We start from the raw sequence: 23,700 nt of genomic DNA, 5'->3' as shown, positions 1-23,700 counted from the left end.
TTTCGGGCTTTTATTTATCTTTTATCTTCTTTAGAATAATTCGATTCTCCATTAATATTGATTTCGCCACCTAAAAAACGAGGTTCTCGATTTCTCAAAACATCAAAAAAGGATTTAAAAACCGAACCGTATTCTCTAAACCGAACATAATTGTAACCCAAATATTCTCCTTGATTTGCAGAATAACCAGCAGATTTAATTCCGAGTTTTTGTCCGATATAAATAGCACGATTTAAATGATATTCCTGCGAAATTAAAGTTGCTTTTTTAATCTTAAAAATGTGTTTCGCGCGATACATGGTAGAGTAGGTATCGAAACCTGCATAATCAATAAATATTTTTGTGGTGTCAACACCATGATTGAAGCAGTAATTTTTCATTACAGTTAATTCATCGTATTCTTCGCGACCGTTATCTCCAGAAAGTAAAATTTTATTGATGCGTTTGGCTTTCCAAAGCATAATTCCGGCATCCAGACGATCTTTTAAATATTTGCTTGGCTGATCACCATTTATTCCTGCTCCAAAAATAATTCCGACATCATTTTTAGGGAATTTTTTAATGGAGTAATGAATGTATTTTCTAGTTGAATTTTTTACGTAGTAGTTTACAGAAACAATTGCAATTAATCCGATAATTACGAGATAAAGGGCTATTTTAAAATATTTTTTCAATTTAGATCTAGGCATTATTCTTTAATATCAATTGCATTTATTGTCTGAATTTTTCCATCGGCATAAATCACAATTTGTCCGTTAGATTTCTTTTTACTTTCAATCATTTTTTTTGAAGAAACTTTTAAACCTTCCACAATTTTATGTTGTAGCTCTTTAATTTTATCTTTTGTCATAATTTTAAGCTATTTATTTTACTAAATAAGTTTTGATCTATAATTTGAATTTCTTCGTTCATTTCTTTTTCGGCAATTAATATTGGCAACTTATTTGAATTATCAAATAACATTACATTGTCACAATTATTAAGATAGATCTCAAAGAAATTTTTAATTCCTCTCTCATATCTTCTTTCGATGACATCTTCAGGTATATTATGACCGCCTTCTTTTACTCTTATTTTTACTCTTTGTTTTGCTAATTCAACTGAGCTAAGCCAAAAGAAAATTAATGTTACAAAATAACCTTGATTTTGAGCTTTTTTTACAATTGAGAGATAGCTTTTTGCAGAAAGTGTGGTCTCAAAAGCAAAGTCAACTTCTTTGTGAAATAATTCATCTATTCGATTAAGCATTATCCTTCCTGCTTCAAAACTTACTTTTTCAGGTTGAAAAGGAGATAATCCTTTTGCAATTTCGTCAGCATTTACAAACTCCTTACAATCTAATATTTCGGGCAGAATGGTATATGAAGCTGTTGTTTTTCCAGCTCCATTACAACCCGCAATTATATATAGATTTTTTTCTTTCAAATTTTAAATAATAAAACAAAGATATTAAATATTAAAGCAATCCCGCTCTTTTCAACAAAGCTTCAGGTTTTGGTTCTTGTCCTCTGAAACGTTTGTATAAAGTCATAGGATGTTCTGTTCCACCTTTAGAAAGGACATTGTCTTTGAATTTCTTCGCTACTTCTTCGTTGAAAATCCCTTTTTCTTGGAAAAATTCAAATGCATCGGCATCTAAAACTTCTGCCCATTTGTAGCTGTAATATCCAGAAGAATATCCGCCTTGAAAAATATGAGAGAATGCTGTACTCATAGCATTTTCTTTAACATCAGGATACAATTGTGTATTAGCAAATTGTTCCGTTTCGAATGCTTTTAAATCAGTAATATTAGTTGGATCTTGTCCGTGCCAAGCCATATCTAATAATCCAAAACTTAATTGACGCAATGTTGCCAAACCTTCTTGAAAACTCGCACTTTCTTTAATTTTCTGCACATATTCAATCGGAATAATTTCTCCCGTTTCATAATGATTTGCGAATAAAGCCAAAGCTTCTGGTTCGTAACACCAGTTTTCCATAATCTGACTTGGTAATTCTACGAAATCCCAGTAAACAGAAGTTCCAGATAAACTTGGATAAACCGTATCGGCTAACATTCCGTGTAAACCGTGTCCAAATTCGTGAAATAAAGTGGTTACTTCATTAAAAGTCAATAACGAAGGTTTTGTTTCTGTTGGTTTTGTAAAGTTACAAACGTTCGAAATATGTGGTCTTTCGTTTACGCCGTCTTTTACATATTGTGATTTAAATGAAGTCATCCACGCGCCATTTCTTTTTCCTTTTCTTGGGAAAAAATCAGCATAGAAAATTGAAACTAAATTATTATCAGCATCACGAACTTCATAAGTTGTAACTTCTTCGTGGTATTTATCGATATCAAAAACTTCCGTAAAAGTTAATCCGTATAATTTTTTGGCAACCGTAAAAGCGCCGTCTAATACTTTTTCTAATTGAAAATAAGGTTTCAGTTTTTCATCATCTAAATTAAAAAGCTGCTGCTTTAATTTTTCAGAATAATACGCACCGTCCCATTTTTCTAATTGTTCAATTCCGTCCAATTCTTTTGCGAAAGCAGTTAATTCAGCAAATTCTTTTTGAGCCGCCGGTTTTGCTTTTGCCAATAAATCATTCAGGAAAGAAAAAACTTTCTCCGGACTTTCTGCCATTCTTTCTTCCAGAACAAAATGTGCATGCGTTTTATAACCTAATAAATTAGCTCTTTCAAAACGAAGTTTAGCAATTTTTAAAACATTTTCCTGATTGTCGAATTCGTTATTCTGAAATGCTTTTGCACCAAATGCAATTGCCATTTTTTTGCGCAATTCACGATTATCTGCATAAGTCAAAAACGGAACATAACTTGGATGATCTAAAGTGAAAATCCAGCCTTCTTTTTCCTGATTTTTAGCTAATAATCTTGCTGCTTCGATTGTACCTTCAGGCAATCCAGAAAGATCTTTCTCGTCAGTCAAATGCAATTCGAAATTGTTGGTTTCTGCCAAAACATTTTCGCCAAACTGTAAACTCAATTTCGATAATTCCTTGTCGATTTCTCTTAATTGATTTTTCTTGTCTTCTGGAAGATTTGCTCCGTTTCTTGAAAAGCTTTTGTATTTTTTATCTAATAAAGTCGTTTGTTCAGGATTTAAACCTAAACTTTCTTTTTGATCGTAAACGGCTTTTACTTTTGCAAATAAATCAGCGTTTAAACGAATGTCATTTCCAAATTCTGAAAGTAAAGGCGAAACTTCCTGCGCAATTTTCTGCATTTCGTCATTTGTTTCTGCCGAATTTAAATTGAAGAAAATACTAGAAAGACGATCTAAAATATCGCCCGAAAAATCCATTGCCACAATGGTGTTTTCAAAAGTCGGCGCATCTGGATTATTTACGATTGCATCAATTTCAGCTTTAGCCAAAGCAATTCCTTCTTTGAAAGCAGGAACATAATCTTCGATTTTAATTTGAGAAAAAGGTGCGGTGTTATGTTTGGTTATAAATTTTGAAAGTAAAACACTCATTATGATATTATATTTTTTTATTAATAGAAGGCAGTTTTTTGAATTTCAAAGATAGCAATTTATAAAAACCTAATCATCTAAACAAAACCGATTCTCAGCATAAAATCCTCTTAAATTGTGTTATAGATATGTTATTTATTGATCTAGCCGTTTTTAAAAGCGTAAATTGAGAAATAGATTTGGCATTATAAAATGCGAATCATAATTAAAATAAAAAAATGATGAATTATCAAGTAGTAATAAAGAATATTGATACGGTTAATGAAGTGGAAGGATATTGGTCTGATGACGATTTTATTCAGTTGTTAGGTAAATTTAATTATCCCGATGGCGCGACGGCTGAAAAAAGCAGTTTGCCAGAATTGTTAGAAATGGCCATTTCTGATTACGAAGCTAATGAAGCCGCAGCAATAGTTTTAGAATATAAATTGGGAGAGGAACTAACCGAAGGACAAGTAGATCAAATATCGAACGATATGTTAATTGATAAGGTTTGTGAAGAATATCCAGAAATACACATGCAAGGCACTCTATTTCATATTAATCAATTGCTTTTTAAGGCTTACAATGGGAAGTTTCCAAATGCAAAAGCTTCTATAGTTCACTTTTCAATGACACCAACTAATGGAGGGCCGCAAAAACTGACAGCTGAAAACGTGTTGAAATTATTGAATAATGGTTTGTCTGATAGAAATCTGATCAAAAGATTATTCGAAAATCAAATCTCTCAAAACATTCCATTTCCAGAAGCTGAAAGTATTGTTTGGGAATTGAAAACAGAGGACAATATAAATTACGATCTGGTTACTTCAGAGAATTGGATAAATAAAGAAGATATAAACGAATCTGAATTTGAATCTATTTTGGAAGAAGTTGAAGATATCGCTTAATTTTAAAGAGGTAAAATCTTAAATTTAGTTTTACAGAGATACACAAAGAAAAAACACAGATATTCACAAAAATTTTGTGTCCCTCTGTGTCTTCTTTGTGTATCTCTGCGAAATTACTTTTTCAAACCTTCAGCCGCTTTATTAACCGCCGCTTTCAATTCTTCTTTATAAGAAATAATCGTATCTAAAACTTTTTTATCGTGGCTTCCGATGATTTGTGCTGCTAAGATTCCTGCGTTTTTTGCTCCGTTTAAAGCTACGGTTGCAACAGGAACTCCGCCTGGCATTTGAAGAATCGATAAAACCGAATCCCAGCCATCAATAGAATTGCTTGATTTTACAGGAACTCCAATTACTGGAAGCGGAGACATTGAAGCTACCATTCCAGGTAAATGTGCCGCACCGCCCGCACCGGCAATAATTACCGAAATACCGCGGGTATGTGCATTTTTACTGAAATCGAATAATTTCTCCGGCGTTCTGTGTGCCGAAACGATATCTACTTCAACTTCTACATTAAATTGTTTTAATATGTCGATTGCATCCTGCATAACTGGCATGTCTGAGATGCTTCCCATTATAATGGCTACTTTGCTCATTTGTTTTTTGTTTATTTTGTTTCAGGTTTCAGGTTTCAGGTTTTGTTGAGACTGAAAACTTTTTGTTTTATTTTAAGTTGTAAACGGCGACTAATCACTAATTACTACGTACTAATTACTTTAATAGTATTCTTAACTTCCTGCGCAATTCTTCTAGCTTCCTGCATATTCTCATTCACAATCGTAACGTGACCCATTTTTCTAAACGGACGAGTTTGTTTTTTACCATAAATGTGAGGCGTAACGCCATCCCATCCTAAAATGGTTTCAATATTTTCATAAACTACGTCTCCAGAATAACCTTCGGCACCCACTAAATTTACCATAATTCCGGCAACTTTACTGTCTGTGTTTCCTAACGGAAGATCTAAAATAGCACGTAAATGATTTTCGAATTGTGAAGTATAACTTGCTTCAATAGAATAATGTCCAGAATTATGCGGACGCGGCGCAACTTCGTTTACTAAAATTTCATCTTCGTTGGTTTGGAACATTTCAACAGCCAAAAGTCCAACGTGATTGAATTTTTCTGAAACATTCAAAGCAATTGCTCTGGCTTTTTCGGCTACTTTTTCGTCGATTCTGGCTGGGCAAATTACGTATTCCACTTGGTTTGCTTCTGGATGAAATTCCATTTCTACAACTGGATACGTTTTAATTTCTCCCGATGGATTTCTAACTACAATTACCGCCAATTCATTTTTGAACGGAACCATTGTTTCTGCAATGCATTCTACATTTGGTAAATCATCCATATCAGAAATTTGGCGAATTACTTTTACGCCATTTCCGTCGTAACCAAACTCGGTGCATTTCCATACAAACGGAATGGTGATTTCGTTATTTCCAACTGATTTTTGCAAATGCAACGGACTTTCAAAACGTAAATATGCTGCGGTTGGAATATTACTTTCGGTATAAAAATCTTTTTGAGTTCCTTTATTCTGAATTCCTTTTAAGGTTTTTGGAGACGGATAAACTTTTACGCCTTCGTTTTCTAATTGTGTTAAAGCTTCAAGATTTACCAATTCGATTTCAAAAGTCAAAACATCGACTTGTTTTCCGAAGTTGTAAACCGTTTCATAATCCATTAAATCGCCTTGAAAGAATTTGTTGCAGGCAATTTTACTCGGCGCTTCGTCACTTGGATCTAAAACATAAGTTTGTATGTCAAATTTTCTGGTGTCAGACAAAAGCATTTTACCTAATTGTCCGCCACCTAATATTCCTAATTTAAAATCAGAAGAAAAATAATTCATTTTGTGTTGTGTTTTTGCAAAGATACCTTTTAATCTTTTTTTAGCCAAAATTTCGTTGTGTTCAAGTTTTTTCTGCCACGAATTACACTAATTTCCACGAATTGTTTTTTTTAGTTTTGCCACAGATTAAAAGGATTAAAAAGGATTTTTTGTTTGTTACTAATTATTTTAAATCGAATTAAAGAAAAAATTCGTGGAAATTAGTGTAATTCGTGGCAACTAAAACCTATTTTATTTTCTTCAAAACTTCTTTGGCAACGGCTTTGTAAGCGGCAGAATGATTTGCGAAATCTTTATCAATAATCACTTTTAGTTCAGGATGAATCCAGTCGTAATAATTTCCTAAAACATATAAAGTTCGAATGGAATAAGCTTTTGTGGCGACTTTTGTATCGTTAATTAACCAATCAAAAGAAGCTTCAATACAATCTTGAATATTTTCTTCAGAAAGATGAATGCCGTTTTCGTTTTTCTTGTAATGCGATTTTACCAAAAGCTGAGTAACTTTTGCAATTGGCCGAAGCGAACTTTCATCTTTTAATATTTTCAAATTCGAACAGAAAAAATCAAGATGAGGTTGAAGCCAATGCAATTCTTCATAAGAAACGAATTCTAAAATCCAGCAGGCTTTATGATTGTTTTTGTCTTCTGGCGAAAAGCAAATGGAAACCAATTCACCGAAAAGGGATTGATTTTCTAAAATTTCTTGTGCAGCTTTGAGACGGTTTTCTCTATAAGCATTCACATAATCCAGTTTTTTTTGTAATTCCGACAGCATCTTCTAGCAGTATTTAAATACTTAGCTAAAATACGTAATTTAATGAGATAATTCCGTAATAATTTACAGGTAATCCAGGATAGTAAAATCTTGGTGCTGCATTTCCAACTCCAGTTGCATTGGTTAAAATCATCGAAGCGTATTTTTCATTTGTCACATTGTTGACTCCCGCATCTAAATGTGTTGTTAAAGCAGGTAAAATTTTGAACTGATAACCTGTTTTTAAATTTAATAAAGAATAAGAATCTGAAAAATTAACATTTGAATCATTCATCGGAATCTTATCTGTGAACTGAAAATCAGCTGAAAAATAAAACCCTGAATTCGTGTTTAAATTGAAACCAGCGCTTGCAGTATTGGCAGGAACTCCAGTTAGTTTGTTTCCAGAAAAATCATTTCCGTTATCGACAAATTCTTTAAATTCATATTTTCCGATTGATGTTCCGATATAGGAGTTTAGATTGAAAGTTGGATTTATTGGCCAATTGTGATTTAATGAGATTTCAATTCCTTCATGAAAAGTTTTTCCTGCATTTACGCCTTCGTATTGATCGTCGCCAATTCTTTTGGCAACTAATAAATCTTTAATTTCCATTCGATAAACGGCAATTTCAGTATATAGTTTTTTGTTGAAGAAATGCAATTTTCCTCCCAATTCAAAATTATAACCCGTTTCAGGTTTAATGTCTTGATTGATATTTCCTGTTGAAGTTAAAGTTTCTTCGGTTGCGGGAAGAGAAAATCCTCGGCTTACAGAAAAGTAAAACGTTCGAATTTCATTTGGTTTAAATAAAAAAGAAAGCTGAGGCGAAAAAATCCCATCATAACTATATTTTTCCTTCGGATTATTCGCGGAAGCGGGAAAATCATTCTGAAGTTCGAATTTAGTTTTGTTGTAATTTAATCCTGCTTGAATTTCGAATTGATCAGAAAGTAAAGTTCTAATTTGAGAAAAGATATTATAAAAATGCCTTTTTTGATCGGTTGCTGTAAGTTGATTGCCTTGTAAACTTCCGTTTCCGTTATTTTGCTGATATAAGTTTTGGAAAGTATTTCCGCTGTAATTATCTCTAAAATATTCAATTCCGCCAATAAACTGATTATTGATTTTCCCGATTTTAAAATCTCCCGAAAACTGAGTTCGCACGCCCGAGGCAAAAGTATATTGACGCAAAATATCAAAAGGACGCGGTTCGTTGCTGTCTTTATAATTGATAAAAACTGAAGTTGAATTGTTGAGGTGATCGTTTATTTTGAAATCATAAGCCAATCCGCCCAAAGTCGATTTGTATTCTTTAAAACCCTGCGAAGCAACCCAAGTTGGCGCACCGGCTTGCGGATTATTTTCGAAAGTGGTTTTATTGATAGAACTCGGGATGTAGGCTTTCAAATAAGTATAATTGGAAAAGTAAGTCAGTTTGCTGTTTTTCTTTCGAAATAATTCTCCGCCAAGGGTAATTCCTTCACGATTGTAAGCGCTGTTTTGACGCCAGCCGTCAGTCTTTAAATTGTGATAGCTCAAACTTAAAGAAGAACTTTTTTCATTTAAATCAAAGCTAACTCTGTTTTTCAATAATCCAAAAGAACCAAAAGTAGAACTTACCTCACTTTGATAATTGCCTTTTTTTAAGGTTTGAGGCGAAATTAAAATTGCGCCGCCCAAACCCGCGCCATAAATACTCGAAAGCGGACCTTTTATTACTTCAAGTTGATTGATATTTTGAAGATCGATATCGTCAATAACCGTTTCGCTATTTCCAGAAGTTAACGGAATGCTTCCGTAAAAAGCTCTGATTTTATTAGTTCCGTATGGAGTTCTTGCGCCAATTCCGCGAATCGAAATTCGGGTTGTGGTAATGTTTGATGATTGCATAAAAACACCTGGAATGGTATTAATGACATTGCTGATGTCTGTCGTATTATTTCGAAGCAATTCTTTTTCGGATAAAATACCAATCGATGCGGGACTATTTTGCAAATCTCGATTAATATGAAGCGGACTAATTAAAACTTCATTCAGTTTTTGAGTTTTAATAGAATCAATATTTTGAGCTTCTTTTTCTTGCGCAATTAGATTTTGTAGAATCGAAAACAGAATAATTAGGAAACAATATTTTTTTAAAAACATATATTTTATGTGGCAATCCTTGGAATTTGGAATTTTATCTTAAAGATTAATATTGGGATTTATTTTTAACACATAGAAACATAGCATTGATTGAGGCAAAAAAGGCGTTTCACTTAATCTAAATACACATAGTAGCTATGTGTGAAAACGAGTTTTCTTAAAAATCAACTTTTAAATGCAAAAAATCTATGTTCCTATGTGTTTAAAATCTTTTTCAATTTTGGAATTTTAAAATTTTATTTGTTCGTAGTTACTTTCCAAATCGTATTTCCGCTATCATCATTTACCAAAAGCGATCCATCATTCATAACAGTAACCGCAACGGGACGTCCGTAAACTTCAGCTTTATCGTTGTCAGAAATAAAACCAGTTAAAAAATCTTCTGGTTTTCCTGAAGGTTTTCCATCTTTAAAAGGCACAAACAACACTTTATAACCTGAAATTTTAGAACGATTCCAAGAACCATGCTGCCCCACAAATGCTCCGTTTTTATATTTTGCTGGAAAAGCATCTTTTGTATAAAAAGCTAATCCCAAAGAAGCAGTATGAGCACCAACTGGAACATCGGGAACAATAGCTTTTTCGACTAAATCTTTTCTTTCGCCTTTCCCTTTCCATCTTGGATCGGGAATACTTCCAAAATACGAATAAGGCCATCCATAAAAACCGCCTCTTTTTACACTCGTAATATAATCTGGAACCAAATCATCGCCAAGTTCATCTCTTTCATTTACCGCAGTCCAAAGTTCTTTTTTATTGACAGGATTCCAATCCATTCCCATTGGATTTCTAAGACCTTCAGCATAAATCTTTTCGCCAGTTCCATCAGGATTAATTTCTAAAATTGCAGCACGGCGAATTTCTTTATCCATTCCATTTTCTCCAACATTACTTCCTGAACCAACACCAATATAAATTTTTGTTCCTTCAGGATTAGCGAGCAAACTTCTTGTCCAGTGATTGTTGTATCCACCAGCTGGCAGTTCAACAATTTTAGTTCCTTGAGTTTCTAATTTTAATGGTGCGTTTTTATAAGGATAACGGTAAAGTCCGTCAGTATTGGCAATATAAAAAAAGTCTTTTAGAATTAACATTCCTAAAGGTCTGTTTAAACCAGAAATAAAAACTTCGCGAGTTTCATATTTTCCGTCTTTATCATTGTCACGCAAAACTATAATTCGGTTTTTGCTTGTTCTGGTTCCGCTTTCAACAACAAAAATATCATTGTTTGGACCTATATAACTCCAACGCGGATTCTCAAATCCGTCTGCAAATTTTGTAACAGTAAATCCTTCTGGGGCTTTTGGTGTTTTGCCAGCTGGCCATCCTATAACTTTACTATTGTTGGTTTTTGATTCTGTGGCGTAAGGCGGCGGGAGCGTAAGATCTCCAATTGCTGTTTTTACAACATTATTGGGTTGTTTTGCCAGCGCTTCTTTTTCTTCTTTTTTAACTTGCCCATTGCAGGCAGTCATTAATGCTAATAATGATATTGAAAATAATGGTAAGGATTTTTTCATTGGTTTATTGGAGTTAAAGAATTATATCACAACAATTTACTGAAATTAAAAATAGCGTCAAAAAATAATTTGTAATTATTAACTGATATTTAACATTCGTAAAAAATATCGCGATACAGTCCATTTTCATATAAGCAGTTACGTTGTAATTCTGTATCTTTGTGCATTATTTTAAAAAGGAAAATAATGATACAACTTCACGATAAACAATTTGTTCCGTTTATTTCGGCTAAAGAAATTGATTTTGCTTTAACTAAAATGGTGGCTCAGGTAGAGGATGATTTTGGAGATGATACACCTATTTTTATTGGAGTTTTGAATGGCGCTTTTATGGTCGTGTCAGATTTTTTAAAAAAATACAAAAAACCGTGCGAGGTTTCATTTATCAAAATGGCATCATATGAAGGAACTGAAACTACTAATTCGGTTAAAGAATTAATAGGAATTAATCAGGATTTGTCAGGAAGAACGGTCATAATTATTGAAGATATTATCGATACAGGAAACACGATTGAAGAATTAAAGCATTTGTTTAAAGCGCAAAATGTAAAGCATTTTAAGATTGCAACATTATTCTTTAAGCCAGAAGCTTATAAAAAAGACATTAAGATAGATTATGTTGGAGTTCGAATTCCAAATAAATTTATTGTAGGTTACGGTTTAGATTATGATGGTTTAGGACGAAATCTGACTGAAATTTACAAATTAGCAGAATAACAAAACACAACTATATATTCATTTAAAGACTTCTGGAAAATAAGAAGTAACAACACTCATTTCAATTATGATTAACATCGTTTTATTTGGAAAGCCTGGTGCAGGAAAAGGAACTCAGGCAGAATTTTTAAAAGAAAAATACAATTTAACACACCTTTCAACTGGAGATATTTTTCGTTTTAATTTAAAAAATGATACTGAACTAGGAAAAAAAGCAAGAGTTTTTATGGACAATGGAGAATTAGTTCCATGCGAAGTAACAACTGCAATGTTAATTGATGAGGTAAAAAAACACCCAGATACAGCAGGATTTTTGTTCGACGGATATCCAAGAACAATCAATCAGGCTGAAGCTTTAGATAAATTTTTGCCAACAATTGGATCAAGCGTAACAGCTACAATCGCTTTAGAAGCTGATGATGAAATTTTGGTTGCACGTTTACTTGAAAGAGGAAAAACAAGCGGAAGAGCTGATGATCAAGACGAAGAGAAAATTCGTGTAAGATATCAGGAATACAATGAGAAAACAGCTCCACTTATTGGATATTACAAAGAACAAAATAAGTTTCATGCCGTAGACGGTATCGGAACAATTGAACAAATTACAGAGCGCTTAACGTCAGTTATAGATAATTTGTAGAAGCTTTTTAAGCTGTACGTTTCATCCCGATAGTTGTCGGGACGAAAAAAAAAACTATTTTTCTAACTCTAAAACGGGCTTTTCAAATGTTTTTGACAATCGATGTTTTTGGGTTAGAAAAATTAGTTTTTTAATTCACAGCCATAATAATAAGATTGCAAATTATATTTAACGAGACCATTTTATAACGAATCCACAATCAATTGGAAATACTAATTATATTTTTTCTAATTCTTTTAAACGGAGTTTTCTCCATGTCTGAAATTGCATTGATTTCTGCCCGTAAAAACAGGTTGGAAACCGCAGCAAAAAAGGGTAATAAAAGTGCTAAAACAGCACTTGATTTAGCCAATTCTCCAAATAAATTTTTGTCTACAGTACAAATTGGAATTACCTTAATTGGAATTTTAACGGGTATTTATTCTGGAGATAAGATCACAGCAGATGTTGAGCTTTTTGTGGCAGGTTTTGCAGTTTTAAAACCTTATGCACATTCAGTTGCAGTTGGAATTGTGGTTGTAGTTTTAACTTTCTTTTCATTAGTTTTAGGAGAATTGCTTCCAAAACGAATCGGATTAAACTATCCAGAAGCAATTGCAAAAATGGTAGCAATGCCAATGAAAGTAATTTCCATAATAACAGCACCATTTATTTGGTTGTTAACTTCATCGACAGATTTTTTATTAAATGTTTTTCAGATAAAACCAACTGCTGACGGAAAAGTTACGGAAGAAGAAATTAAAGCTATTATTAAAGAAGGAACTGAAGTAGGAGAAGTTCAAGAAATTGAACAAGATATTGTGGAACGTGTTTTTCATATTGGAGACCGAAAAGTAAATTCTTTAATGACGCACCGTAAGTCAGTTGACATGTTGCCATTAAAAGAAACCAAAGAAAAAATCAAAGAATTAGTAGTTCAAGATTTACATGCCGTTTATCCAGTTTACAATGATAATTATGATGATATTGTTGGAGTAGTAACACTTAAAAATATCTTCGCGAATTTAGAAAAAGATAATTTCGATTTATCTGCAATCATGTCCGATGCGCCTTATTTAATGGAACAAACTACGGCTTATAAAGCTTTAGAAAATTTCAAAAAAACAGGAGTTCATTATGCATTAGTTTCAGATGAATATGGTGTTTTTCAAGGTATGATTACTTTGAACGATATTCTAGAAGCTTTAGTTGGAGATGCTTCAGAATTTTATAAAGACGAATTCCAGCTGATAGAAAGAGAAGATGGTTCATGGTTAGTAGACGGACATTATTCGTTACATGATTTCTTAACCTATTTTGAATTAGACGAATTAACAAACGATTACGAAGTAAATACCGTAAGCGGAATGATTATGACGGAACTTTCACATATTCCAAAAGAAGGAGAGAAACTAGTTTGGCAGAAATTCGTTTTAGAAGTTGTCGACATGGACGGCGTAAAAATTGATAAAGTGCTTGTAAAAGCGCTTAAAGAGTAAATAAAATAGTTTTCAGTCGCAGTTTTCAGTAACAGTTTGCGCTGAAATTGAAATTGAGAGAGAATACAAAAACAATAGAATTTAGATAGAGAATTTGGAGTAATCTAAAATCTGAAATCTAAAATCTGAAATTCAGAAAAATGACAGAAGGGAATTTTGTAGATTACGTTAAGATATATGTTTCTTCCGGAAAAGGAGGAAAAGGATCTACGCATTTACATAGAGAGAAATTTATTGAAAAAGGTGGTCCAGACGGAGGAGATGGAGGCCGTGGAGGACATGTATATTTAGTTGGGAATAAAGGACTCTGGACATTATTTCACTTAAAGTTTGCGCGTCACATTAAAGCTGGACACGGTGGAGATGGCGGTGGAGATCGTAGTACGGGAGCAGACGGAGAGGATAAAATTATTGAAGTGCCATTAGGAACTGTTGTAAAAGACAAAGAAACTGGAGAAACACTTTTTGAAATTACAGAACACGGAGAAAAACAGATTCTGGCAAGAGGAGGAAAAGGAGGTTTAGGAAACTGGCATTTTAGAAGTTCGACAAACCAAACGCCTCGTTATGCGCAGCCAGGTTTGCTTGGAATAGAGATGGATGTGATTCTAGAACTTAAAGTTTTGGCAGATGTTGGTTTAGTTGGTTTTCCAAATGCAGGAAAATCTACTTTATTGTCTGTATTGACTTCGGCAAAACCAAAAATTGCAGATTATCCTTTTACAACTTTAAAACCAAATTTAGGAATTGTTGCTTATAGAGATTTTCAATCTTTTGTAATTGCAGATATTCCAGGAATTATTGAAGGCGCTGCAGAAGGAAAAGGTTTAGGACATTATTTCTTACGTCATATCGAGCGTAACTCAACATTACTGTTTTTAGTTCCTGTTGATACGCCAGATATTAAAGGAGAATATGATATTTTAGTTAATGAGTTAACGAAATACAATCCGGAAATGTTAGACAAAGAACGTCTTGTCGTTATTTCAAAATGCGATATGTTGGATGATGAATTAAAAGCGGAATTAAAAGCCGAATTAGATGTAACCTTCAAAGGTGTTCCGTATATGTTTATTTCGTCTGTTGCCCAACAAGGTTTAACAGATTTGAAAGACAAACTTTGGAAAATGCTTAACGAATAATATAGCTTACTTAAATATTTAAAAGGTGTTCTGTTCTCAGAGCACCTTTTTTGTTTTTTAATGTTAAATTCGTAATAAACTGCTAAAAATCTACCCTCATTTTTAATTTTAAGATTGTTTAAGTTGAGATAACTGCTAAAATGGCTTATATTCGCATCACTTAAACAAAATAACATGAAAAAAGTAATTTTATTCTTGACCATGTGCCTTATGGCTTTTCCTATGAGAGCTGATGAAGGGATGTGGTTCCTGATGTTTATCGAAAGATTAAACCATAGAGATATGGAAAAAATGGGCTTGCAATTGACAGCCGAAGAAATTTATAGTATTAACCATCATAGTTTAAAAGATGCGATTGTACAATTTAATGGAGGTTGTACAGCTGAAATCGTTTCTAAAAGCGGATTGGTTTTAACAAACCACCACTGTGGTTATAGTGCAATTGCAGAACTTTCGACTGCAGAGCAAAATCATTTAAAAAATGGTTTTTGGGCAAAAAATCGTTCGGAGGAATTAAAGCCTAAATCGTTATACGTTCGTTTCTTTGTTCGTATGGATGATGTTTCAAAAAGAATTTTGTCTAAAGTAAATGATACGATGACAGAAACAGAAAGAAACAAAATCATTCAGCAGGAAATCGCTTTAATTGAAAAAGAAAATAGTGAAAATGGAAAATATACGGTTTCTGTTCGCCCTTTCTTTCAGGGGAATGAATATTACTATTTTGTTTACCAAGATTACACAGATGTTCGTTTAGTAGGTACTCCTCCAGAAAGTGTTGGTAAATTTGGTGGTGATACAGACAACTGGGAATGGCCTCGTCAAACGGGAGATTTCTCGATGTTTAGAGTTTATGCCGATAAAGACGCAAATCCTGCAGCTTATTCTAAAGATAATGTGCCATTGCAACCAAAACATTATTTACCTGTAAGTATCAAAGGAGTAAAAGAAAATGATTTTGCAATGATTTTAGGATATCCAGGTAGAACAAACCGTTGGATGCCTGCTGGTGGAATCGAACAAAACATTAAATATGCTTATCCTGCTTGGGTTGAAGGTGCTAAAACCGGAATGGACCAAATGAAAAAGTATATGGATAAAGATGATACTGTTCGTTTACAATATGCTTCTAAATATGCTTCGACTGCAAACTACTGGAAAAACCGTCAAGGTATGATTGATGCTCTAACAAAAGCGGGAACAGTCGATGCTAAAGCAGAACAAGAAGATAAATTTTATGAGTGGGCAAGTAAACCTGCAAATAAAGAAAAGTATGAAAATGTAATTCCGACAATAAACGATTATTACAGAGAAACAAACTTAAAAGCACGTCACGATAATTATCTGATCCAGCTTTTACGTACTTCTAGTTATGCAAGCGCACCCGCTAGTTTAGGAAATGCCTTAATTGCATATTACAAAGAAAATGATGCTAAGAAAGCAGAAATGCTTCCTAAAATAAATGCAATGATCGAAAGCATTTATGGCGAATTTTACGCGCCATTAGAAAAAGATGTTTTGACTGCTCAATTGAATTTATACGCTGCTAAAGCTGCTGAGTACGGACTTGCTCCAGAAATTGCAAAAATGAAAACGGCTAATAATGGAGACTTTACTGCTGATGTAGCAAAAGCAACAGAACAAAGTTACTTTACAACTAAAGAAAAAGTATTAGGATTTTTAGCAGATCCAAAACCATTGGCGATTGTACACGATCCATTGTACATTATCTCTAATGATTTGATGACTAAATACCGTGCTAAAACAGACGATCAGGCAAAAGCAGATGATGGTTTTGCAACTGCTTTCCGCAAATTGGTTGAAGGATTAAGAGAATCAAAATTAAATGCAATTCAATATCCAGATGCAAACTCTACTTTGAGATTGACTTACGGAAAAGTTCGTGCTTTACCTGCAGATCCTCGTAATGATGCTAAAATTAATAACTATACAACAATGGAAAGTATGGTTAAAAAATACAAAGCAGGAGATCAGGAATTTGACTTGCCAGCTCGTTTATTAGAATTGAACAAGAAAAAAGATTTCGGACAATATGCTGATAAAGCAGGATATATGCCAGTAAACTTTTTAACGGATAACGATATTACAGGTGGAAATTCAGGTTCGCCAGTTCTTAACGGAAAAGGAGAATTAATCGGAATTGCTTTTGACGGTAACATCGAAGCCATGGCTGGAGACGTTATTTTTGATTCTAAATTACAAAGAACGATCAACGTAGATATTCGTTACGTACTTTGGATTATCGACAAATACGCTGGTGCTAAAAACATTATTGACGAATTGACGATTGCTAAATAATCTCAATTTCTTTATAAAATTAAACCCGATAGATTTAAAATCTATCGGGTTTTTTATTGTTTGATTTCTTGACAAAAGCTAATTTTGAAATAGAATGTCATCCTGAGCGAAGTCGAAGGCTTGCCAATTGGAACGTGTCTTCGACTTCGCTCAGACTGACAAACTTCACTTGACTGATAAACTTATTGAACCTTCACTCGAATTCCTTTTGTATGACTTGCAAATTCCGGCGCATACATACTTTGAATAGTTGTAATTCCGTTTGAGAATTCTCCGCCGTTATTGACTCTTATTTCATATTCTAAAACATAAGTTCCTTTATTGATTTGATCAAAGAAGAAATGTGTGGCAGCATCTTTTGTGCTCATGTAGTATCCTAAACTGTCTTTATACTGATATTCAGAAAGCACATTTACAGGTTCAAAACAAGATGCTCGCATATCTTTCAAATGAATATATTCAGAATCTTCTTTGGCAGTAATAATTAATCGAACTGTAACTAAATCTCCAGTTTTTAAAGAATTTGAAGCTGTTATTTTTTCAAGTTCATCACCTTTTAAAGTGTTTTTCTTCAAATACAATTCTTTAGAAACCGATAAAACTGATCCTGAATTGTTTTTAATTTTATCTAAATCTTCAAAATATTGCCAATAGACACCACCAAAAGCAGGAACTTTTGATTTGTTTTGAATTTTAATAGAAGCCATTTCTTTCTTTACTTCGTCAGCTTTCCAGTTGAGTTTGATGTAACCTGTTTCGGCTTCTTTTTTATTTTCGGCTAATTTTTTGGTTAAGATTTTTTCATCTCCCAATTTAATAACGGTATTGTCTTTTACTGAAAGCCAATCGTTTCCTTGCATTAGTAAAGCATAAACAGCTTCGGTTGTAGATTTTGTTGTTGGCCAGTTTTTAGTTTGTTTGTTTTTCAATAACCAAACTTTCATTGCATCGACAGATTTGGTGTCATTGTTTACTTCGGCGAAAGCCTCAATTAATAAAGCCTGAGTTTCTATCGGCGCCTGATACCAGTACCAGCCCGCTTTATTTGAAATCCAGTACATTCCCCAATCTTCATTGTTTGATGAGGTTTCTTTTAAACTCTCGATAATTTTTTTAGCACTTTCTTTTTCTCCAAAACGATTCAAAGTCAAAGCTGCTAGTCCTTTTTCATAAATAGAATAATTGAGCCAGTCTTTTTTAGCCGTTTCTAAATATAGTTTTGAAGCTTTTTTTAAAGTATCGGAGAGCGGATATTTTTCTAAATAAAAACTTCTCGTATAGAAATAATGAAGATCAGAATACGGATTGATCCAGATTAGTTTGTCGGCTGCTTTTAAATTTTTGATTCTAGTTCTATGATATTCTGAGAACTTCGTGTCTAAAAATGAAACTCCGGTTTTGGTAATTTCATCAATTTTGGCATTACTATTTTTGCTTAATTTTTCTAAATGACCTAAGCCAGCCAGAATATGTCGAGTAATAAATTCGCTTTCATAACCGCCATCAAACCAAGAAAATCCTCCAGATGGTTTTTGTTTTTGTTTTAATTTTTGGAAAGTTGCTTCTTGAGAAGTTTTCATTTTTTCTAAATCAAACAAAAGCGCTAAATTTTTTTTCTTTTCATTGTCAGATTGAGCATCATTAAGCCAAGGAGTTTCTGCTAGAATTAGTGATTTTAATTCTTCGTTTTCTTCTAGTTTTGAATTTGCTTTTCCGTTTTTTCTCCACTCTTCAAAAATGTTAGAAATCTTCGGATTACTCAAAATGAGTTCTGAAGCTAAAGCATTGGCATAATAACGCGCAAAAGTCTGCTCGGCACATTCATGTTCATATTCCATTAAATAAGGTAGAGATTCAATGGCAAGCCAAGTTGGATTTGAAGTATATTCTAAAGTGAATTGATGGTTTTTTAAAGTGGTAGAATTGTTGTTTTTTAAGTTTTCAAAAGTGTATTCTTTTGTAGAATTCTCGCGAACCCAAATCGGAATACTTTCCGTAACCAACATATTATTGGTCAAAACTGGAAGAATACTTTCTTCACCATCCGAAAAATTATCAGCTTTAGCGACAATTCGATATTGAATTCCTTGCAAACCTTCTGGAATTGTAATGGTCCAGTTTGCTGTTGTATTTCCGTAAGCCGAAACATTAAAGTTTTTAATGTTTTTTGCATTTAGCATTTTCGCATCAATTGGTTGCATGGTTACAGCATCGAAAAACTGTAAACTTGCGATTCCGGTTTTTGCTTCGGCGGTAACATTAGAAATTTTAGCGCTGATTACAATTGTGTCTTTTTCTCTCAAGAATCTTGGGAAATTCGGCATCACCATTAATTCTTTTTGTGTAATAACACTTTTTTCAAGATAACCAGAAATAGCCTCTTTATTATGTGCGAACAAGCGAAGTTTCCAAGCCGTTAAAGCTTCTGGCGAAGTAAAATTGAAACTTACTTTTCCTTTAGAATCTGTTTTTAAATTCGGAAAAAAGAAAGCAGTTTCAGAAAGATTTTTTCTTGCTTTTACTTGGGTTAGAGCTTCCATTGCGCTTTTTGTTGTAATAACTATAACTCCATTTTCGGCTCTGCTACCATAAATTGCAATTGTTTTGTTGTCTTTTAAAACATCAACAGAAAGAATATCTTTCGGATTTAAGTTCTTTATGTCGTTAACAATTTTGCCATCAACCACATATAAAGGGTCTTTTCCGGAAACATTTGCTGCTCCTCTAATTTGTATACCTTGTACTTTTCCAGCTAAGGCATCAGCGGTATTATAAACTGAATTGTCTTCCTGAACAAATTCTGAACTGACCATTTTGCTAACTGCGCCTGTTACTGACATCTTTTTTTGAGTAGCATAACCCATCACTACAACTTCTTCCAGATTGTTTGGTTCTTCTTTTAAAGTAAAATCGATTGTTTTGCTTTTAGAAACTATTACAGATTGGCTTTTAAATCCGATGAGAGAAAAAACAAGTTCTTCATTTTCTTTTGCTTCAATTTCGTAATAACCATCAAAATCAGTTGTGGTAGTTCGCTGCGTATCTTTTATAGTTACACTGACACCAGGAATTGGCAAACTCGCCAAATCTGTTACAACACCAGAAATCAATTTGGCATGTAAAGGCTTTTTAGTTTTCTTGGTCAGCTGTCTTTGATATTCTCTTTGCAGAAAAAGTACATTACTGCTATTGTTGGCAAAATCAAATCCGAACCAAATTAATTTTGTAGATTCATTTTTAAGCTCAATTTGTTTATACGGCTTATTTAAATTGGCAATTGTGGTATGTGTTTTTTCGTTGCCCAGCAGTGACTTGAAATTATGCCCAAATTGGTATTCATTCATTCCTAAACTTTCCCAGTTTTTGGTAGTAAATTGATCTAAAGAACTATCATACATCGAAGCTAAAACTTCCGATTCTTTTTTGGCAGCAGTGCCGCTTAATTTAAAAGACCAGTTTTCGTTAATTCCAGGTTGAATTTTAGATCTAAATGTTTCTACATCAAATTTAAATTCTGGTTTTTGACTTTTTAAAATGACAAGAACATTATTATCAAATTTTTGATTCTCGAATACCGTTGTGAAATCGATAGTTAAGCCGCTTTGAAATTCTTTTTTTACTGGAATTTTAATGAATGCTTCGTGATTCTGAACTGGATAAATTTCTTCAGAATAGATTCTGTTTTCATAATTTGCCGTTGCAATTATATATAATTCTGGCATTGTTGAAGTAATTTTTAAGGAAACAAAACCGTCTTTTACAGCATCTAAATTGGTTTGTGTGACAGAAAATAAACTACTTGTGTCGAATTTGTCTTTATTTTGTTTGAGTTTGAAATTGGAAGTCTTTTCGATTAAATTTCCAAAACTATCTTTTGCAGAAAAAACAATTTTATAGTTTCCAGATTTGTAATCGGAAATAAAGTCCAAAGCCAGAATTTTGTCTTTTTGAGTATCAATATTTCTAGAAAACAATAATGTTTCTGTTACTTTTTCTTTTGTATTCTCATTGTTTTCATAAGGAAATAATTTTTCAAAATCAGAATCGGAAATAGTTGCAAAATCTGGTTTAGCAAAAACGCGAGATTTGAATTTCGTAGAAAAAGGATTAAGATAGTAAATTTTTATTTCGCCTTTAATAGCCGAGAATTCTCCATTTAAGTTCGTACTTATAAGTTGAACCTCGTTTTTGTTTTTCGTAGAAATTTCATTCGCAATTAAAGCGTTAAGTTCTAAATCATGATAACCAACTTTTACAGAAGTGTTAGCATCATGTGCTTCCCCGTTAATATCAGTCACAGTAACTTTTACCTGATAATTATAAATTGGAAGTTGTTCTTTGTCTGAATTTTTAGAAGGAACCGCAGTAAAATCGATCGTAAATTTTCCTGAGGCATCAGTTTTGGTTTCTCCAGCAGCTAAAACTTCATTGTCATGAAATTGAGTATAATAAATTCTTGAAAAACTGGTATGACGAGTAACGGTGTAAGTTACTTTTGCATCCGAAATGTTACTTCCTGCAAAAGCTTTTGCAATTCCTTTCACTTTAACCAATTGGTTGACCTGAAAACTCTCTTTTTTTGGTTCGAAAGTCACTTCAAATTTTGGACGTTTGTATTCTTCAACAGAAAAATAATTTTCGGAATATTCAAAACGTACCTTTTCCCAAAAAGGATGTTCTTCTTTTTCTTTATCAAAAACTTTGTCATTTTCATAATCTTCAGGTTCTTCTGCTTTAATATTAAATTGACCTGTTAAACCCGTTTTAGGCAAAATAAATTCGCCGGAAAAAGAGCCAAACTCATTTGTTGTAACATCAAATTCTTTAATTTCTGTATTGTTTGGATCTTCAACTATAATTTTGAAAGTTGTAAATGGCACTACAGAAGATTTTTGATTGATTTTCTGCATCGCAATTCCTTTATAATAAACAGTTTGTCCTGGACGATAAATGGCGCGGTCTAAATAAAAATTTACTTTTCCTTTAAAATCGACTTTATCGTCATCTTTGTCTTTGTATTGCGAATTGTACGAAAGGTAATTTTTATTAATATAAATGGTGTCTTTTGCAGTCGTCAAGGTAATAGGTTGATAACCAAAATATTTGTCTTTTATTTTTTCAAAAACTGCTTGTCCATTTTTATTGGTTTGATTAGTAAAAGATTGAGTATTGATAGTTAAATTTTCTAATGGTTTTCCAGTTTTTCGGTCTAAAACCTGATAGCTTTCAGAATTATCACTTTGAGTTCCTAAAACAATAAAATTAGAAACAGTAACGGTTTCAAAAGCAGTAGCTTTTTGTACTTGAGTATCAGATTCACTTTCAAAATAAACCAAATAAGAACCTATCTGAAGTTGTGGCAAAATAATCTCTGTCGAATAATTCAGATAATCTTTTTTATTAGTAAATGTATACGATTGAGAAACCACTGGTTTTGTAGTTTGAACAATTGTATCTCTAATTTCACCTTTCTTTATATAAGATTTGCTTAATGCTATCAATTGCGCATTGGTAATTTTGAAAAAGGAAATTTTTAGTTTTTCAACATTTTTGTATTGAATAAAAGCGCGTGTATTTTCGTTTTCATAAACATATTTTTGAAGCTGTACACTTAAACTTTTAAGTAAAATATTTTCTTTTTTCTGGAGAGCAAGTTTGTATGCGTTTGATCTGTTGTTAATTTGTAAAATGCTGTCTAAAATTGCAACCGCTTTGATATTATTGTCTGGATTAATTTCTTTTGAAGCATTTTCAGATAAGTAAGAAGCTTTTTCTAATTGAATATTTTGAAGTAAAAGAATGTTATCTGTCTTTTTTTGAAGTGCAATCAGAGCTTGAATATAATTTTCATCAACATCAATTATATTTCTTTTTAGAAACTGAATTCTGTCCCAGATATTTTCGGCTGTTGGATTGTTTATTTCTTGTTTCTGATATAGTTTTAAAGTGATTTTAAGGTTTTCGTTTGAAACAGAATCAAAATTTAGTTTTATAAAATCGTTTGGACTTCCTAAAAGTTCTTTTTTAGAAGATAAAAAGTCTGCGCGCTGAATTTCCCAAGAGCGTATTTTTTGCGATTGTATTGAAATATTTTCAGCAATTACATAATTCAATAAATTCAATGTTTTAAATTTTTCGATTGTCGGATAATCAAAAATGGCATCGTATTTTGTTAGCGAAGTGTTTTTTAGAATCGCTTCATTTTCCATTGAACTTTTTAAAGCTAGATCAATTTGTGTGTTGAAATTTTTTTCGGTCCACGTCAGGAAATCATCGTCAAGTTCTGTTGTATTTGTTCTACTTTGAATCTGATATTGATTTCTCTTGTAATAGTCTGTTAAACATTTTGCATAAACCAAATTCAAAATTGCTTTTGATGGAGCAGAAACACGATTAATATCTGTTTTCAGATTATTTAAAATTTTAGTCTGTGCATTTTCATCAACAACCTGTAAATATTTAGATTGATAGAAAAAACATTTTATCATTTTAACTTCGTCTTTCTGAGCTATTGCTTTTTTGTAAATTTTGGCAACAATTTCATTTGCAGATTTTACTTTCCCTTGATTTTCAAGAGCAATAACATTATCCCATTTTTTGTCATTTTGCTGACCAAAAAGTATTGTCGAAATCAATAAGAATACAAATACTATATTTTTCATAAAAGAGTTTTAATCTATAGAGGATTAAATTTTAAAAAAGGTTGGGAAGATTTAGAATTATTTTTAAAAATAATTTTCGTACAA

General features: G+C 32.7%; 16 protein-coding genes. 6 read left to right on the top strand and 10 right to left on the bottom strand.

What is annotated here, in order from left to right; translation table 11 throughout:
* Window positions 1-14: 14 nt before the first annotated feature.
* The 4 genes from LL966_RS17560 to LL966_RS17545 are packed head-to-tail and all read right to left on the bottom strand — an operon-like array spanning window position 15 to window position 3,484.
* Window positions 15-689 (bottom strand): SanA/YdcF family protein, encoded by a 675-nt coding sequence (locus LL966_RS17560; protein ID WP_229355023.1) that lies wholly within the window; start codon window positions 687-689, stop codon window positions 15-17.
* Entirely contained in the window at window positions 689-850 is a 162-nt protein-coding gene (locus LL966_RS17555; protein ID WP_229355022.1) for a hypothetical protein, read from the bottom strand. Before LL966_RS17555 ends, LL966_RS17560 begins: the two co-directional genes overlap by 1 nt.
* The gene (locus LL966_RS17550; RefSeq protein WP_229355021.1) at window positions 847-1,425 is read right to left on the bottom strand and encodes a zeta toxin family protein; all 579 of its coding nucleotides are present in this window, start codon (window positions 1,423-1,425) and stop codon (window positions 847-849) included. Before LL966_RS17550 ends, LL966_RS17555 begins: the two co-directional genes overlap by 4 nt.
* 31 nt (window positions 1,426-1,456) lie before the next feature.
* Entirely contained in the window at window positions 1,457-3,484 is a 2,028-nt protein-coding gene (locus LL966_RS17545; RefSeq protein ID WP_229355020.1) for a M3 family metallopeptidase, read from the bottom strand.
* 221 nt (window positions 3,485-3,705) lie between these two features.
* On the opposite strand from LL966_RS17545, the gene LL966_RS17540 reads away from it, so the two are divergent.
* The gene (locus LL966_RS17540) at window positions 3,706-4,374 is read left to right on the top strand and encodes a hypothetical protein (RefSeq protein ID WP_229355019.1); all 669 of its coding nucleotides are present in this window, start codon (window positions 3,706-3,708) and stop codon (window positions 4,372-4,374) included.
* Window positions 4,375-4,487: 113 nt separating this feature from the next.
* Here LL966_RS17540 and purE read toward each other — a convergent pair whose 3' ends face one another.
* From purE to LL966_RS17515, 5 genes are all read right to left on the bottom strand, one after another.
* Window positions 4,488-4,973 carry a 5-(carboxyamino)imidazole ribonucleotide mutase gene (gene purE, locus LL966_RS17535; protein ID WP_012022518.1) on the bottom strand — a complete coding sequence of 162 codons (486 nt, stop codon included), beginning with the start codon at window positions 4,971-4,973 and terminating at the stop codon, window positions 4,488-4,490.
* A 104-nt stretch (window positions 4,974-5,077) separates the two neighbouring features.
* Window positions 5,078-6,232 (bottom strand): 5-(carboxyamino)imidazole ribonucleotide synthase, encoded by a 1,155-nt coding sequence (locus LL966_RS17530; protein WP_229355018.1) that lies wholly within the window; start codon window positions 6,230-6,232, stop codon window positions 5,078-5,080.
* Between the two features lie 226 nt (window positions 6,233-6,458).
* On the bottom strand, window positions 6,459-7,010 hold the full coding sequence (locus LL966_RS17525; protein WP_229355017.1) for a hypothetical protein: 552 nt from the start codon (window positions 7,008-7,010) through the stop codon (window positions 6,459-6,461).
* A 25-nt stretch (window positions 7,011-7,035) separates the two neighbouring features.
* Complete coding sequence (locus tag LL966_RS17520; protein ID WP_229355016.1) at window positions 7,036-9,138, bottom strand: TonB-dependent receptor; 2,103 nt, start codon at window positions 9,136-9,138, stop codon at window positions 7,036-7,038.
* Between the two features lie 236 nt (window positions 9,139-9,374).
* Window positions 9,375-10,658, bottom strand: coding sequence for a PQQ-dependent sugar dehydrogenase (locus tag LL966_RS17515; protein WP_229355014.1), 1,284 nt, complete (start codon window positions 10,656-10,658; stop codon window positions 9,375-9,377).
* A gap of 186 nt (window positions 10,659-10,844) precedes the next feature.
* Here LL966_RS17515 and hpt point away from each other — a divergent pair, with 186 nt between their 5' ends.
* The 5 genes from hpt to LL966_RS17490 all read left to right on the top strand — a co-directional run bounded on the left by hpt (window position 10,845) and on the right by LL966_RS17490 (window position 16,954).
* Window positions 10,845-11,375 (top strand): hypoxanthine phosphoribosyltransferase, encoded by a 531-nt coding sequence (hpt, locus tag LL966_RS17510; protein ID WP_229355012.1) that lies wholly within the window; start codon window positions 10,845-10,847, stop codon window positions 11,373-11,375.
* Window positions 11,376-11,442: 67 nt separating this feature from the next.
* Complete coding sequence (locus tag LL966_RS17505) at window positions 11,443-12,015, top strand: adenylate kinase (protein ID WP_057114947.1); 573 nt, start codon at window positions 11,443-11,445, stop codon at window positions 12,013-12,015.
* Window positions 12,016-12,218: 203 nt separating this feature from the next.
* The gene (locus LL966_RS17500; protein WP_262909484.1) at window positions 12,219-13,493 is read left to right on the top strand and encodes a hemolysin family protein; all 1,275 of its coding nucleotides are present in this window, start codon (window positions 12,219-12,221) and stop codon (window positions 13,491-13,493) included.
* Window positions 13,494-13,633: 140 nt separating this feature from the next.
* Window positions 13,634-14,635: a GTPase ObgE gene (obgE, locus tag LL966_RS17495; protein ID WP_229355009.1), complete on the top strand. Its 1,002-nt coding sequence runs from the start codon at window positions 13,634-13,636 to the stop codon at window positions 14,633-14,635.
* A gap of 174 nt (window positions 14,636-14,809) precedes the next feature.
* Entirely contained in the window at window positions 14,810-16,954 is a 2,145-nt protein-coding gene (locus LL966_RS17490) for a S46 family peptidase (protein WP_229355008.1), read from the top strand.
* Window positions 16,955-17,136: 182 nt separating this feature from the next.
* On the opposite strand, the gene LL966_RS17485 is transcribed toward LL966_RS17490, so the two are convergent.
* A complete protein-coding gene (locus tag LL966_RS17485; RefSeq protein WP_229355007.1) occupies window positions 17,137-23,616 on the bottom strand; it encodes an alpha-2-macroglobulin family protein in 6,480 nt (2,159 codons plus the stop codon).
* Between the last annotated feature and the right edge of the window lie 84 nt (window positions 23,617-23,700).

The organism is Flavobacterium chungbukense (assembly GCF_020805785.1).
GTDB classification, from domain to species: domain Bacteria; phylum Bacteroidota; class Bacteroidia; order Flavobacteriales; family Flavobacteriaceae; genus Flavobacterium; species Flavobacterium chungbukense.
This window is presented reverse-complemented; position numbering and strand designations above follow the sequence as displayed.

Coding starts and splice junctions, on each gene's coding strand:
- LL966_RS17560 (WP_229355023.1), bottom strand. CDS start 689: ATGCCTAGATCTAAATTGAAAAAATATTTTAAAATAGCCCTTTATCTC.
- LL966_RS17555 (WP_229355022.1), bottom strand. CDS start 850: ATGACAAAAGATAAAATTAAAGAGCTACAACATAAAATTGTGGAAGGT.
- LL966_RS17545 (WP_229355020.1), bottom strand. CDS start 3,484: ATGAGTGTTTTACTTTCAAAATTTATAACCAAACATAACACCGCACCT.
- LL966_RS17540 (WP_229355019.1), top strand. CDS start 3,706: ATGAATTATCAAGTAGTAATAAAGAATATTGATACGGTTAATGAAGTG.
- purE (WP_012022518.1), bottom strand. CDS start 4,973: ATGAGCAAAGTAGCCATTATAATGGGAAGCATCTCAGACATGCCAGTT.
- LL966_RS17530 (WP_229355018.1), bottom strand. CDS start 6,232: ATGAATTATTTTTCTTCTGATTTTAAATTAGGAATATTAGGTGGCGGA.
- LL966_RS17525 (WP_229355017.1), bottom strand. CDS start 7,010: ATGCTGTCGGAATTACAAAAAAAACTGGATTATGTGAATGCTTATAGA.
- LL966_RS17520 (WP_229355016.1), bottom strand. CDS start 9,138: ATGTTTTTAAAAAAATATTGTTTCCTAATTATTCTGTTTTCGATTCTA.
- LL966_RS17515 (WP_229355014.1), bottom strand. CDS start 10,658: ATGAAAAAATCCTTACCATTATTTTCAATATCATTATTAGCATTAATG.
- hpt (WP_229355012.1), top strand. CDS start 10,845: ATGATACAACTTCACGATAAACAATTTGTTCCGTTTATTTCGGCTAAA.
- LL966_RS17505 (WP_057114947.1), top strand. CDS start 11,443: ATGATTAACATCGTTTTATTTGGAAAGCCTGGTGCAGGAAAAGGAACT.
- obgE (WP_229355009.1), top strand. CDS start 13,634: ATGACAGAAGGGAATTTTGTAGATTACGTTAAGATATATGTTTCTTCC.
- LL966_RS17490 (WP_229355008.1), top strand. CDS start 14,810: ATGAAAAAAGTAATTTTATTCTTGACCATGTGCCTTATGGCTTTTCCT.
- LL966_RS17485 (WP_229355007.1), bottom strand. CDS start 23,616: ATGAAAAATATAGTATTTGTATTCTTATTGATTTCGACAATACTTTTT.